Annotated in this window: 13 protein-coding genes; 3 read left to right on the plus strand and 10 right to left on the minus strand. The window is 71.6% G+C overall.

Going from position 1 to position 13953, the window contains the following annotated elements; genetic code table 11:
- Positions 1-626: 626 nt before the first annotated feature.
- Complete coding sequence (locus FLV34_RS32790) at positions 627-1511, minus strand: hypothetical protein (RefSeq protein ID WP_147944940.1); 885 nt, start codon at positions 1509-1511, stop codon at positions 627-629.
- Between the two features lie 47 nt (positions 1512-1558).
- On the opposite strand from FLV34_RS32790, the gene FLV34_RS32795 reads away from it, so the two are divergent.
- On the plus strand, positions 1559-2107 hold the full coding sequence (locus tag FLV34_RS32795) for a YciI family protein (protein ID WP_142651817.1): 549 nt from the start codon (positions 1559-1561) through the stop codon (positions 2105-2107).
- Positions 2108-2175: 68 nt separating this feature from the next.
- Here FLV34_RS32795 and FLV34_RS32800 read toward each other — a convergent pair whose 3' ends face one another.
- The gene (locus FLV34_RS32800; protein WP_147944941.1) at positions 2176-3252 is read right to left on the minus strand and encodes a GNAT family N-acetyltransferase; all 1077 of its coding nucleotides are present in this window, start codon (positions 3250-3252) and stop codon (positions 2176-2178) included.
- Between the two features lie 197 nt (positions 3253-3449).
- Here FLV34_RS32800 and FLV34_RS32805 point away from each other — a divergent pair, with 197 nt between their 5' ends.
- Together FLV34_RS32805 and FLV34_RS32810 are read left to right on the plus strand one after the other, a co-directional pair.
- Entirely contained in the window at positions 3450-4847 is a 1398-nt protein-coding gene (locus FLV34_RS32805) for an FAD-binding oxidoreductase (protein WP_147944942.1), read from the plus strand.
- A gap of 11 nt (positions 4848-4858) precedes the next feature.
- Complete coding sequence (locus FLV34_RS32810) at positions 4859-6466, plus strand: amidohydrolase (protein ID WP_147944943.1); 1608 nt, start codon at positions 4859-4861, stop codon at positions 6464-6466.
- 183 nt (positions 6467-6649) lie between these two features.
- On the opposite strand, the gene FLV34_RS32815 is transcribed toward FLV34_RS32810, so the two are convergent.
- The 8 genes from FLV34_RS32815 to rapZ form a co-directional block, all read right to left on the minus strand.
- Complete coding sequence (locus tag FLV34_RS32815; protein WP_079319880.1) at positions 6650-6997, minus strand: RNA polymerase-binding protein RbpA; 348 nt, start codon at positions 6995-6997, stop codon at positions 6650-6652.
- A gap of 75 nt (positions 6998-7072) precedes the next feature.
- Positions 7073-7303 carry a preprotein translocase subunit SecG gene (secG, locus tag FLV34_RS32820; protein WP_076441471.1) on the minus strand — a complete coding sequence of 77 codons (231 nt, stop codon included), beginning with the start codon at positions 7301-7303 and terminating at the stop codon, positions 7073-7075.
- A gap of 149 nt (positions 7304-7452) precedes the next feature.
- Entirely contained in the window at positions 7453-8232 is a 780-nt protein-coding gene (gene tpiA, locus FLV34_RS32825) for a triose-phosphate isomerase (protein WP_142651813.1), read from the minus strand.
- Entirely contained in the window at positions 8233-9420 is a 1188-nt protein-coding gene (gene pgk / locus FLV34_RS32830) for a phosphoglycerate kinase (RefSeq protein ID WP_142651812.1), read from the minus strand.
- Positions 9420-10424 carry a type I glyceraldehyde-3-phosphate dehydrogenase gene (gene gap / locus FLV34_RS32835; RefSeq protein WP_142651811.1) on the minus strand — a complete coding sequence of 335 codons (1005 nt, stop codon included), beginning with the start codon at positions 10422-10424 and terminating at the stop codon, positions 9420-9422. Before gap ends, pgk begins: the two co-directional genes overlap by 1 nt.
- Positions 10425-10791: 367 nt before the next feature.
- Positions 10792-11772 (minus strand): DNA-binding protein WhiA, encoded by a 981-nt coding sequence (gene whiA, locus FLV34_RS32840; protein WP_079319876.1) that lies wholly within the window; start codon positions 11770-11772, stop codon positions 10792-10794.
- A 63-nt stretch (positions 11773-11835) separates the two neighbouring features.
- Positions 11836-12768: a uridine diphosphate-N-acetylglucosamine-binding protein YvcK gene (yvcK, locus tag FLV34_RS32845; RefSeq protein WP_260617529.1), complete on the minus strand. Its 933-nt coding sequence runs from the start codon at positions 12766-12768 to the stop codon at positions 11836-11838.
- A 273-nt stretch (positions 12769-13041) separates the two neighbouring features.
- A complete protein-coding gene (gene rapZ, locus FLV34_RS32850) occupies positions 13042-13911 on the minus strand; it encodes an RNase adapter RapZ (protein ID WP_142651810.1) in 870 nt (289 codons plus the stop codon).
- Positions 13912-13953: the final 42 nt, after the last annotated feature.

The following is a 13953-nucleotide window of genomic DNA, read 5'->3' on the forward strand; positions in this document are numbered from 1 at the left end:
GCCAGTTCCACAACCGCGACCGCTACCAGCACCCCGACCGCTACACCCGCCGCAACGTAGGCGAAGACCGCTGGGCCTTCACCTACCACCGCCTCGGACAAGCCCGACGACTACATGAATGAGGCCGGAGGTGCGGGGGTGAGCGCCGCGAACGACTGGGACGCGGCGGAGCTGTGGCGTGGGCCCGGTGGTGTGGCGGCGCGGTGGTGCGGCGGCGCGGTGGTGCGGCGGCGCGGCCGGTCACACCGTCTGCCGACGCCAGACGTAGCGTTGCGCTTGGCGAAACTCGGGAGCGTGGCCGGTCGCGTGCCGGTGATCCTAGTCGACGCGGCGCGGCGCGGGGCGGGGCGGGCGCGGCGCGGCGCGGCGCCGGGCGGGGCGAGCGCGGCGCGGCGCCGGGCGGGGCGCGGTGGTGCGGTGCGGCGCCGCCCGGCGGACACCGGCCCGTTCAACAGCCTCGCCCTGAGAGCGCAGCCTCGCCTTGAGGACACAGCACAAGAAAGCATCAGTAACCGCACCTCACATCGCACCAGCGGGAGAAGAGAGGCAGGGACGGATGTGTCGCTTGTGGACCAAAGCAGGGGCAGGTGTGGACAGATGGGCGACAAGAGGGCAGGGAGAACCCCCTACGGGGGGCCTGATCGGGCCTCGTCGAGGGCGGCACGGGCCTGGTCGGCGCGCTGGCGGGCGGACCGGGCGGCGCGTTCGGCCTTCGTCTCCTCGCGGCGGACGACTTCCAGCCGGTGTTCTGCCGACTTCAGCTTCTCCTTGGCCTTGGCCAGCTTGTCCGTGAGCGCCTCGACCTTGGCCGTACGCCGCTCGTGCTCGCGCTCGGCCTCCGTCCGTTCGGCCGCCCAGTCGGCGCGGCCCCGCTCCGCCTCCCGGGCGGCCCGCTCGGCCTCGGCGAGGGCGTCTTCCAGCTCCTTCACGCGGCGCTCGTGCTCGGCTTCCCGCCGTTCCCGCTCCGCTTCGTCGCCTCCGGCCTTAGGCGCCGCCTGCCTGCGCGCCGCCGGTTCGGGGGCGGGTCGCACGACAGGGGCGGGAGTGAAGCCGCTGTAGCTCAGAGGGCGGGTCAGCCGGCCCAGGCGCACCTGCTCGGCCGCGTCCTCGTCCACCACCGCGGCGTCGAGGGTCTGCTCGATCTCCAGGTCGGCCGCCGGAGCCAGCGGATGCCCGGCCGCCTCCGCCTCCTCTCGTACGGACCGGACGAGACGGGCGACGAGTGGGGTCCGTTCGCGACCGGCCTCGGCCAGGGCCTCGGCGTCCTGGGCGCGCCAGGCGTCCCGCAGCCGCCGTCCGAGGTCGAGCAGCCGCCCGAGCTCCCGGCTCCGTTCGCGGGCGGTCCGGTTGACGGCCCAGGCGACCACGGTGGGCTTGCGCAACGCCTTGATCCGCTTGGCCAGCGCGGCGTCCCCCGCCGCCTTCGCTTCCTTGGCCAGCGCGTCACGCGCCGAGGTGAACTCCTCGGGCACCATGCCGTAGAGCCGGTCGGCCGCCTCGTCGAAGTCCACAGACCACGTGTACCCCCTGACGTTCCCCTGTGATAGGCACTCGTCGCGTGGAGTTCTTCTGTTATCACCGTGATCGGCCCGGCTCGGACCCGCTGCGCGAGGAGCTGGTGGAGGCCCACTGGTCCTACATGGACCGGTTCGACGCGGAGTTGATCGCCCGTGGCCCGACTCTGGACCGCGCCGCGGGCATCGCCACCGGCAGCGTGCACATCGTCGACCTGCCCGATCCCGCCGCCGCGCGTGCGTTCGCCTTCGACGAGCCCAACTATCAGGCCGGGGTGTATCGGGACGTGATGATACGGCGGTGGCGCAACGCGCTCGGACGCACCATGTGGGACTTTCCCGGCGGCCGGGACGGCGGCAACCGATATCTGGTGCTGGGTCTGGGCTCCGGGGAGGCCGCCGACCTCGTTCCGCCGACCGATCGGGACGAACTGATCGCGTACGGGCCGCTGCTGTCCGACGACGGCGCCGCCTGGCTGGGTACGGCGGCGCTGGTCCGGGCACCGGACGCGGACGCGGCACGCGCCGTCCTGACCCGGGACCGGTACGCCGCCATCGAGGTGCACGACTGGGAGTTCGGCGGGCGGCGGTAGACCGGGGCGATCCGTCCTGGTCCGGCGCCCTGAGCTACGCCGGACCAGGAGGACCACCCGTGAGGGCGTCAGCTCGGGGACGCTGTCGCCATCACGCCCACGGCGATCCGCGTCTCCATCACACCAGGGTCCTCGGTGTGGGTGAGCGTCGCGCCGAGGGAGCTCAAGAGCCTGCGCATGCGCGTGTTGTCGTACAGGAGGGTCGCCCGCACTTCGGCGAAGCCGAGGTCCCTGGCCTGGGCGAGGAGCATGCGGGCCAGGCGGCCGCCGAGCCCGCGGCCCTGCCAGCGGTCCTCCACGAGGAAGGCGATCTCCGCGATGCCCGGGTCCGCGGTGAACATCAGCGACGCGAGCGCCACGACCTGGCCGTCGTGCCCCGCGACGAGCGACTGGCCGCGGGACCGGTCGCACAGCCGGTCGAACGTGCGGGGCGGAAGGGTGGGGTTGGCGGTGAAGTAGCGGAACCTGCGCGTCTCGGGCGAGCATCGCTCGTGCAGGTCGCGCAGCGCCTCGCGGTAGAGCGAGGTCAGCGGCTTGACCTGCACCTCCGCGCCGTCGGCGAGCCGCACCGGCCCCTCGGCCGCGGACGGTTCGGCCGGCGGCTGCGCCAGCCTCACCATCGCGGCGGCACGGGCCGCCTCGGTCAGGGTGAACGGGAGCCCGGAGCGGCGCAGCCGGATCGACCGCCGGGGCGCCACGGGCACCACGAGCAGGCCCGGGTCGGGCAGTTCGACAGCCTCCCCCTCGTCGCCGTCGCCGTCCTCGCTGCGCGCGAGCGCGGCGCTCGCGCCGTACACCCAGCGGGCGTCGTCGGCGCGCAGCAGCTCGCCCAGGATCTCCGGCAGGCGCCAGGGGGCCGTGCGCAGCCGGGCGGCGAGCAGCAGTGTGCGCGTCGGCTCGTCGGTCAGTTCGTGCGCGGTGGCGGGCACGATCCGCACCCGCCGCCCGCCCGCGGCCTCCAGCGCCTCGCGTACGGCCTCGGGGGAGGCGGGGATGTCCGTGACGAACTCGTCGACCGTGCCGTCCGTGTCGGGCTGCACCGAGAGGCCGAGGATGTTGCCGCCCTTGTCGGCCAGGGCGGTCGCCAGCGACGCCAGCCGCCCGGGCCGCTCGTCCACGGTCGTACGGATCCGGAAGAACCCCATCGCTACCCGCTCCCCTCCGTTGTGCTGGTCTTCAGGGTGCAGGAGCGCTGTTACACCTTTGCTACACGGCGGTGAGCCGGTCGTTTCCTGTCGGTGTGCCACGTTACAGCTACGGTTATCCGCATGTGTTCCGCTGGATCTCCACGGCATCCGTCGCCGAATAGCGAGATCAGCACGGATATAGCAGGATGTGCACCATGACAGCTCCCCTGTCCCCCGGCTTCGTCAACGGCGAGGTGTCCTTCTGGTATCGGTCGCCGGGAGTGCCCACCCCCGGAGAGCCCCTGGGCGGCGACCTGCAGGCCGACGTGGCCGTGATCGGCGCGGGCTACACGGGGCTGTGGACCGCCTACTACCTGAAGAAGGCCGACCCGTCGCTGCGGATCGTCGTGCTCGAGAAGGAGTTCGCCGGGTTCGGCGCGTCGGGACGCAACGGCGGCTGGCTGACCGGCGCGCTGGCCGGCTCCCCCGAGCGGTACGCGAAGACCCACGGACGGGACGGCGCCCGGCGGCTGCAGCGCGCGATGTTCGAGGCCATCGACGAGGTCATCCGTGTCGCCCGCGAGGAGGGCATCGACGCCGACATCGTCAAGGGCGGCCTGCTCACCGTCGCGCGCGGCCCGGCGCAGGACCTGCGGCTGCGCGAGGAGCTGACGAGCCAGCGCGCCTGGGGCTGGGACGCCGGCGACGTCCGGCTGCTGACCAGCGACGAGATGAACGACCGGCTGCGCATCGCGGGAGCCACCGGGGCCACCTGGAGCCCGCACTGCGCCAGGATCCAGCCGGCCAAGCTCGTCCGCGGCCTGGCGCGGGCCGTACGCGACCTGGGCGTCGAGATCTACGAACGGACCCCCGTCACCGAGATCGCGCCGGGCCGGGCGGTCACGCCGTACGGCACGGTGCGGGCGGACCACGTGCTGCGCTGCACCGAGGGGTTCACCGCCACCATCGCCGGTCATCGCCGCGACTGGCTGCCCATGAACAGCTCCATGATCGTCACCGAGCCGCTGCCCGAGGAGGTCTGGGCGGAGCTCGGCTGGCAGGGCCGCGAGCTGCTCGGCGACATGGCGCACTACTACATGTACGCCCAGCGGACGGCCGACGGCCGCATCGCCTTCGGCGGGCGCGGCAGGCCCTACCTGTACGGATCGAGGGTCGACGAGCGGGGGCACACGCACGACTGGACCGTGGACGCCCTGTGGGACCTGCTGGTCTCCTTCTTCCCGGCCGTCGCCGGGTCACGGGTGGAGCACGCCTGGTCGGGCGTGCTCGGCGTGCCGCGTGACTGGTGCTCGGCCGTGCACGTGGACCCGGCCACCGGCCTCGGCTGGGCGGGCGGCTACACGGGTCACGGCGTGACCACCACCAACCTCGCCGGGCGCACGCTGTGCGACCTGGTGCTGCGCCGCGACACCGACCTGACCCGGATGCCGTGGGTGGACCGGCGGGTGCGCGCCTGGGAGCCCGAGCCCCTGCGCTGGCTCGGCGTCCATTCGATGTACCGTCTCTACCGCCTGGCCGACGCCCGCGAACGCAGGGGCATGACCAGGACGTCCGTACTGGCCAGGATCGCCGACAAGATCACCGGGCACTGAAAGGCTGATTTGTGAGCTCCTCCCTCCTGTTCCGCGGCGGCCGTGTCTTCGTCCCCGGCGGTTTCGCCGAGGCGGTCCTCGTCCGCGACGGCGTCATCGCCGCCGTCGGCGCCGAGTCCGACCTCGTACGGCTCGCGCCGGACGCCGAGCCGGTGGACCTCGGCGGCGGCCTGCTGACGCCGGGGTTCACCGACGCTCACATCCACCCCGTGCAGGCCGGGCTCGAGCGGGCCAAGTGCGACCTGGCCGAGGTGTACGGACTCGACGCCTACACCGCGAAGATCGCCGACTATGCCACGAGAAATCCGGAGAAGGCGTGGATCGACGGCGGCGGCTGGGACATGTCGGCCTTCCCCGGCGGCCTCCCCCACCGGTCGCAGCTCGACTTCCTCGACCGCCCGGCGTACTTCGTGCAGCGCGACCACCACGCCGCCTGGGTCAACACGCGGGCCCTGGAGCTCGCCGGCATCACGAAGGACACCCCCGACCCCGCGGACGGCCGCATCGAGCGCGACCCGGACGGCACGCCGAGCGGCGTGCTGCACGAGGGCGCCATGGACCTCGTCGGCCTGCTCACGCCCCGCCCCACGCCGGCCGACGTCGACGCCGCCCTGATGGACGCGCAGGCCCACCTGTTCTCGCTGGGCATCACCGGCTGGCAGGACGCCATCGTCGGGTCGTACGCCGGGTCGGACGACCAGCTGCCCACCTACATCTCCGCGGCCTCCTCCGGGCGGCTGAAGGCGCGCGTGGTCGGCGCCCTGTGGTGGGACCGCGCGCAGGGCGCCGAGCAGATCCCGAGCCTGGTGGAGCGGCGCGCGTCCGCCGCGGGCCTGGACCGGTTCCGCGCGACCTCGGTCAAGATCATGCAGGACGGCATCCCGGAGAACTTCACCGCCGCCGTCATCGAGCCCTACTGCCGCTGCGGCGGCACCGGCCTGTCGTACATCGACCCGGCGCTGCTCGGCGGGTACGTCAAGGAGCTCGACTCCCTGGGCTTCCAGGTGCACTTCCACGCCATCGGTGAGCGGGCCGTACGCGAGGCGCTCGACGCGCTGACCGGCACCGACCCCGCCAACCGGCACCACGTCGCACACGTGCAGATCATCACGCCGCAGGACATGCCGCGCTTCGCCGAGCTCGGGGTGACGGCCAACCTCCAGGCGCTGTGGGCCACCCACCACCTGCAGATGGACGAGCTGTGCATCCCCTTCCTCGGCGAGGAGCGGTCCTCCTGGCAGTATCCCTTCGCCGACCTCGTACGGCACGGCACCCGGTTCGCCGGGGGCTCGGACTGGCCGGTCTCCTCGGCGAACCCCCTGGAGGCCATGCACGTGGCGGTCAACCGCACCGAGCCGGGCGGTTCCGTCCACGCGACCTACCCCACCGCCCAGACCCCGTTCCTCCCCGAGCAGAGCCTCGACCTGCGGACCATCATGACGGCCTATACCGAGGGATCGGCCTGGATCAACCGCTCGCCCGCCGGGGTGATCGAGGAGGGCCGCCCGGCCGACCTCGTCGTGCTCGACCGCGACCCGTTCGCCCTCGACCCGAAGGACATCTGGACCACCAAGGTCGTCATGACGTTCCTCGACGGCGAGCCCGTGCACGGCGGATGACCGGAACGAGCGGGCCGGCCTGGAACCACCGGCGACGCCGGCCCGCTCGACCACTCGTTCGCCCACATCCGCCCACATCCGCCCACATCGCCACGGCCGCTTACCGCGCCGCCGAGCGGGAGCCCGCGGACATGTGAAAGGCCCTCCCCGCCTGAGCGGAAAGGGCCTACACGGGTGTCCGGATCAGTAGATCGGGCGGGAGGAGGAGCGCAGCCGCTCCAGCGCCTCGGCGAGGATCTGCGCGCCGTCCTTGTCGCTGCGGCGCTCCTTCACGTACGCGAGGTGCGTCTTGTACGGCTCGTTCTTCGGCGGAGCAGGCGGGTTCGACTGGTCCTGCCCGGCCGGCAGGCCGCACCGCGGGCAGTCCCAGAACTCGGGAACGGCCGCGTCGCTGGCGAAGCTCGGGCGCGTCTCGTGCATGTTCGCGCACCAGAACGAGACCCGCACACGGGGGGCGGCCTCGCCGCGTTCGGCCTCTCCCATGGGGCCGGCGCCGACTCGGCTGCCACGGATCGCGTTGCCACTACCCACCGATGAACTCCTTGCTCGATCGCCCCGCGGACGGGGGGAGGTGAATCTCTGTCACGCGTGGCCGGAGGCCGTCCGCTACGGCTTGAGCAGCAGGCCCAGCGCGATGATGCAGACGAACCAGACGATGCCGGTGATGATGGTGAGACGGTCCAGGTTACGCTCCACCACCGACGAACCGCCGAAGGAGGACGAGAACCCGCCTCCGAACAGGTCGGACAGGCCGCCGCCCTTGCCCTTGTGGAGCAGGACGAGCAGCACCATCAGAGCGCTCGACAGGATGAGGGCGATGGAGATTCCGATTGTCACCGTAGACCTGTTCCTATGTCCGGGCGTGCACGACGCGTGTGCACGATGTCACCGACGTGCGGATGCACGATGTGCCATCGGCGTGACGATTCAATTGTGTTCTTCGAGGGTACGTCCTGATGTCAAGTCGCACCCCCCAAACGGCTCAGCTAACCGGCGGACTCGCCAAATCGGCAGATCTTGGCGAATTCTCCCGCGTCGAGGCTGGCCCCTCCCACGAGGGCGCCGTCGATGTCGGTCTCCGCCATGATGCCGGCGACGTTGTCCGACTTCACCGAGCCACCGTAAAGGATACGGACAACAGAGGCCACATCGTCACCGTAAAGCTCGGCGAGTCGCGTCCTGATGGCGCCGCACACCTCCTGGGCGTCCTTCGGCGTGGCGACCTCGCCGGTGCCGATCGCCCAGACCGGCTCATAGGCGATCACGATGGACTTCACCTGCTCGGCGGGCACGCCCTCCAGCGCACCGTCGAGCTGCGCCAGCGTGTGCTCGACGTGCCGGCCCTCCTGGCGCACCGGCAGCCCCTCGCCCACACACAGGATGGGCGTCAGCGAGTGCCGGTAGGCGGCCTTGACCTTGGCGTTGCACAGCGCCTCGTCCTCGCCGTGGTACTGCCGCCGCTCCGAGTGCCCCACAAGCACGTACGTGCAGCCGAGCTTGGCCAGCATGGCCCCGGAGATCTCCCCGGTGTACGCGCCGGAGTCGTGCGCCGACAGGTCCTGGGCGCCGTAGGCGATGCGGAGCTTGTCGGCGTCCACGAGCGTCTGCACGCTGCGCAGGGCGGTGAACGGCGGGATGACCGCGACGTCCGCCTTGTCGTAGTCGCGGTCGGTGAGCGTGAACGCCAGCTTCTGCACCAGGTTGATGGCCTCAAGGTGGTTGAGGTTCATCTTCCAGTTGCCGGCGAACAGCGGCTTGCGGGCCATCTACTCCTCCAGCGCCGCGAGTCCGGGCAGCGTCTTGCCTTCGAGATACTCGAGGCTCGCGCCGCCACCGGTGGAAATGTGCGAGAAGCCGTCCTCGGGCAGGCCGAGCCTGCGCACGGCCGCCGCCGAGTCGCCGCCGCCGACCACGGTGAACGCCTTGGAGTTCACCAGCGCCTCGGCCACCGCGCGGGTGCCGCCGGAGAACGCGTCGAACTCGAACACGCCCATCGGGCCGTTCCAGAACACGGTCTGCGCGTCGGCCAGTTTGGAGGCGAACAGCTCACGGGTGCGGGGGCCGATGTCCAGGCCCTCGCGGTCGGCCGGGATCGCGGTGGCGTCCACGACCTCGTACGGCGCGTCGGGGCCGAACTCCGTGGCGGCCAGCACGTCCACCGGCAGCACCAGCTCGACCCCGCGCGAGGCCGCCTCTTCGAGGAAGCCCTTGACCTGGTCGATCTGGTCCTCCTGCAGCAGCGACTTGCCCACCTCGTGTCCCTGGGACTTCAGGAACGTGTAGGCCATGCCGCCGCCGATGAGCAGGCGGTCGACCTTGGACAGCAGGTTCGCGATGACGCCGAGCTTGTCGGAGACCTTCGCGCCGCCCAGCACGACGACGTACGGCCTGGCCGGGTCCTCGGTGAGCTTGCGCAGCACCTCGACCTCGGCGAGGATCAGGTCGCCCGCCGCGTGCGGCAGCCGCTTGGGCAGGTCGTAGACGCTGGCGTGCTTGCGGTGCACCGCGCCGAAGCCGTCGCCGACGTACAGCTCGGCGAGGGCGGCCAGCTTGTCGGCGAACTCGCCCCTGACCGCGTCGTCCTTGGACTCCTCACCCGGCTCGAAGCGCAGGTTCTCCAGGAGGGCGACCTGCCCGTCCTGCAGACCCGCCACCACGCTCTGCGCGGACTCGCCGACCACGTCGGTGGCGAACGCCACGTCCTGGCCGAGCAGCTCGGCCAGCCGCCGGGAGACCGGGGCGAGCGAGTACTTCGGCGTGACGGAGCCCTTGGGGCGGCCGAGGTGGGCGGCGACGATGACCTTCGCGCCGCGCTCGACCAGCTTCTTGATCGTCGGCACCGACGCCCGGATGCGACCGTCGTCGGTGATCGTCTCCCCGTCGAGGGGGACGTTGAGGTCGGCGCGCACGAACACGCGCCGGCCCTTCACGTCGAGCTCGTCGATTCCGATCATCAGAGGGAGGCGCCCACGTACTCGATGAGGTCCACGAGGCGGTTGGAGTAGCCCCACTCGTTGTCGTACCAGCCGACGACCTTGACCTGGTTGCCGATGACCTTGGTGAGGCCGGCGTCGAAGATGCAGGACGACGGGTCGGTGACGATGTCGCTGGAGACGATCTCGTCCTCGGTGTAGCTGAGGTAGCCCTTGAGCGAGCCCTCGGCGGCGGCCTTGAGCGCGGCGTTGACCTCCTCGACGGTGGTCTCGCGGCCGACCTCGACCGTGAGGTCGGTGGCCGAGCCCGTCGGGATCGGCACGCGCAGCGCGTAACCGTCGAGCTTGCCCTTCAGCTCCGGCAGGACCAGGCCGATGGCCTTGGCGGCGCCGGTGGAGGTCGGGACGATGTTCAGCGCGGCGGCGCGGGCGCGGCGCAGGTCCTTGTGCGGGCCGTCCTGCAGGTTCTGGTCCTGCGTGTAGGCGTGGATGGTGGTCATCAGACCCTTCTCGATGCCGAAGGTGTCGTTGATGACCTTGGCCATCGGGGCCAGGCAGTTGGTGGTGCAGGAGGCGTTGGAGATGATCGTGTGAGCGGCCGCGTCGTACTTCTCGTGGTTGACGCCCATGACGATCGTCACGTCTTCGTTCTTCGCCGGAGCGGAGATGATGACCTTCTTCGCGCCGTTGTCGGCGTGCACCTTGGCCTTGGTGGCGTCGGTGAACAGACCGGTCGACTCGACGACGACGTCCACGCCCAGGTCGCCCCAGGGCAGCTTGGCAGGGTCGCGCTCGGCGAACGCCTTGATCGCCTTGCCGTCAACGGTGATCTCGTCCGCCGAGGCCTTCACCTCGTACGGCAGGCGGCCCAGGATGCTGTCGTACTTCAGCAGGTGGGCCAGCGTGGCGTTGTCGGTGAGGTCGTTGACGGCGACGACCTCGATGTCCTTGCCGCTGGCCGCCACAGCGCGCCAGAAGTTACGGCCGATACGGCCGAAGCCGTTGACGCCTACGCGGATGCTCACGGATCCGATCTCCTCGTACGTCGTGCGCCGGCGTACCGGCGCCAGGGCTGTGTTAAACCTCAATGACAGACCTTATCGGACCCAAATTGGTGTAGACCACCGGGCCGCTCTTTGACGGCGTGTCAGGCAGGACGAGCCGGTGAACGGGCCCTTCCCGCGCCGCGGCGGCCCCGCCACACCCCCTCGGCGCCCCCTCCCCGGGGCCCATGAGCGGGCACACGAACAGGGCACACGAACGGGGCACACGAACAGGGCACACGAACAGGGCACGCGAACAGGGCTCACAACCAGGCGTGGGGCGGTGCGACGGGAAGGGCGGGACGGCGCACCGGCCCGGCCGCCCGGGCCTGCTCACGCCCTCCGCGGGCTACTGCGCCAGCATGTCGGCGGTGAGGTTCGCCTCGGTGTTGGCGATGCCGAGGTCCTGGGCTCGCTTGTCGGCCATCGCGAGCAGCCGCCGGATGCGCCCGGCGATGGCGTCCTTGGTCAGCGGCGGGTCGGCGATCTGGCCGAGCTCCTCCAGCGACGCCTGCTTGTGCTCCACCCGCAGCCGCCCGGCGATCACCAGGTGCTCGGGGGCGTCGTCGCCGAGGATCTCCAGCGCCCGCTGCACCCTCGCGCCGGCGGCGACGGCCGCCCTGGCCGACCTGCGCAGGTTGGCGTCGTCGAAGTTGGCCAGGCGGTTGGCGGTGGCCCGCACCTCGCGGCGCATCCGCCGCTCCTCCCAGGCCAGCACGCTGTCGTGGGCGCCGAGCCGGGTCAGCAGCGCGCTGATCGCGTCGCCGTCGCGCACGACCACGCGGTCGACGCCGCGCACCTCGCGGGCCTTGGCGTGGATCTTCAGCCGCCGGGCCGAGCCGACCAGGGCCAGCGCCGCCTCCGGCCCGGGGCAGGTCACCTCCAGCGACATCGACCGGCCGGGCTCGGTCAGCGAGCCGTGCGCGAGGAACGCGCCCCGCCACGCCGCCTCCGCGTCGCAGGTGGCCCCGGACACGACCTGCCGGGGCAGACCGCGTACGGGCCGGCCGTGGTTGTCGATGAGGCCGGTCTGCCGGGCCAGCGCCTCGCCGTCCTTGTAGACGCGCACGACGTAGCGCGAGCCCTTGCGGAGACCGGCGGGGGCCAGGACCAGCACCTCGGCCTTGTGCCCGAAGACCTCGCCGATGTCCTTGATCAGCCTGCGGGCGGTGGCGTTGGTGTCGAGCTCGGCCTCGATCACGATGCGCCCGCCCACCAGGTGCAGCCCGCTGGCGAACCGCAGCAGGGTCGAAACCTCCGCCTTGCGGCAGCAGGGCTTGAGCACCGGAAGGCGGCTCAGCTCGTCTTTCACCACACCCGTCATGGCCATCAGCTCGTGTCCTCCCCCAGACAGACTCTGCCCGTCAGTCTCTCGCACCTGACGAGCACGCAATCACCGCTTCTCACGGAAAATCTCATCCAGGACAGCGGCAAGACGTGGTCCGTCGTGCCGCGCAGATCCGTCATGGGCGGCCACATCGGCCAAAACGACACGCCCGCCCATCGACCCCGCCGCCTTCTCCAGCGCGCCCGGGTCGGCGACCACATCGTCGTCGGCGATCACCGCGTCGACCACCAGTGCGGGGGCGTGCTCCCTGAGCACCTCCAGGTGCCGTTCCGGAGAGAAGCCGTCGGTCTCCCCCGCCTGCGGCGCGAGGTTGAGGATCACCAGCCGCCTGGCGCTCGTCTCGTGCAGCGCCCGGGCGAGCTCGGGCACCTTCAGGTGCGGCAGCACGCTGGTGAACCATGAGCCCGGCCCGAACACCACCCAGTCGGCCGCCTCGATCGCCTCGATCGCCTGGGGGCAGGCGGGCGGGTCGGACGGCAGCAGCGAGATCGAGCGCACCCGCCCGGGCGTCAGCGCGCAGGCGACCTGCCCGCGCACCGTCGTGATCGTGCCGTCCAGCTCGACCTCCGCCTGGATGTCGAGCGGCACGGACGCCATGGGCAGCACCCGGCCGTGCGCGCCGAGCAGCCGGCCCACCCATTCCAGGCCCACGACAGGGTCTTCGAGCAGCTCCCAGAGCGCGACGATGAGGAGGTTGCCGACGGCGTGCCCGTGCAGCTCCCCCTCGCTCCTGAAACGGTGCTGGACGACCTCGCTCCAGGTCTGGCCCCACTCGTCGTCGCCGCACAGGGCCGCGAGCGCCATCCGCAGGTCACCGGGCGGCAGGACCCCCAGCTCGCGCCGGAGACGGCCGCTGGAGCCGCCGTCGTCGGCGACCGTCACCACCGCCGTCAGGTCGTCCGTGACGGTCCTGAGGGCCGACAGGGAGGCGTACAGGCCATGGCCGCCGCCGAGCGCGACGACTTTGGGGCCCCTCACGGCGGTTGCGGGGTTCGGGGGAAACATCGGCCTGCCGGGGGTGGGGATGGATGTGGGGGATTTCCCTGGCTGATCGGGGACGGAGGGGTCCGCGGGTTCTTCCGGGGCGGAATCCTTCATCGTCCTCCTCGCCTCGCCACGAGCACCGCCCTGCGGAGCCGTGGCGCTCATGTCGTGCTGATCGGCCCGGCCCCGGCGCCGGCCGGAGCTTGCCGTACGCGGTCGCGCCCCCGGACCGGCGGAAGGCCCGGCCGGCGGCCCGGGCGGGGGCCGTCACTCGCGGCCCGTGTCCCGGTGGCTGACCTGGACGTCCATGCCGCGCTCACGCAGACGGGCGCCGAGCTGCTCGGCCATCGCGACGCTGCGGTGCTTGCCTCCGGTGCAGCCCACCGCGAGAGTGGCGTACCCCTTGCCCTCACGCGCATACCCGGCGGCGACGATGCCGAAGACCTCCTCGTATCCGTCGAGGAACTCCTTGGCCCCGGGCTGACCGAGCACATAATCGCGCACGGGGGCGTCGAGCCCGGTCATGTGCCGCAGTTCCGGCACCCAGTGGGGATTGGGCAGGAACCGGCAGTCCACGACGAGATCGGCGTCGACCGGCAGGCCGTACTTGTAGCCGAAGGACACCACGTTCACCTTCAGCCCCGGGCGGTCCTCGCCGCCGAAGAACGACACGATCTTCTTGCGGAGCTCGTGGACGTTCAGCAGGGACGTGTCGATGACGAGGTCGGCGTTGGCGCGGACCTCGCGCAGGATGCCGCGCTCGCGGTCGATGCCGTCGACCAGCCGCCCGTCGCCCTGGAGGGGGTGGGGACGCCGCACGTTCTCGAACCTGCGGACCAGCTCCTCGTCGCTGGCCTCGAGGAACACCACGCGGACGCCGACACCGCGCCCGTCGAGCTCCTCGATCGCCGCGTTCAGGTCGGTGGTGAAGGCGAGGCTGCGCACGTCGACCACGGCGGCGACGCGGTCGGTCGCCATGTTCACCCGGCCCGCCTCCTCGGCGAGCGAGGACAGCAGCCCCGGCGGCAGGTTGTCGATCACGAACCAGCCGAGGTCCTCCAGGGCCTTCGCAGCGGTGCTGCGCCCCGCCCCCGACATTCCGGTGATCACCACGAATGCCGGCTCAGTCGTGCTCATCGCCCGCTCACCGCCTTGCCGCCCATGTCAGCCCACTCATGT

The organism is Microbispora sp. CSR-4 (assembly GCF_008033685.1).
Classification (GTDB): Bacteria; Actinomycetota; Actinomycetes; order Streptosporangiales; family Streptosporangiaceae; genus Microbispora.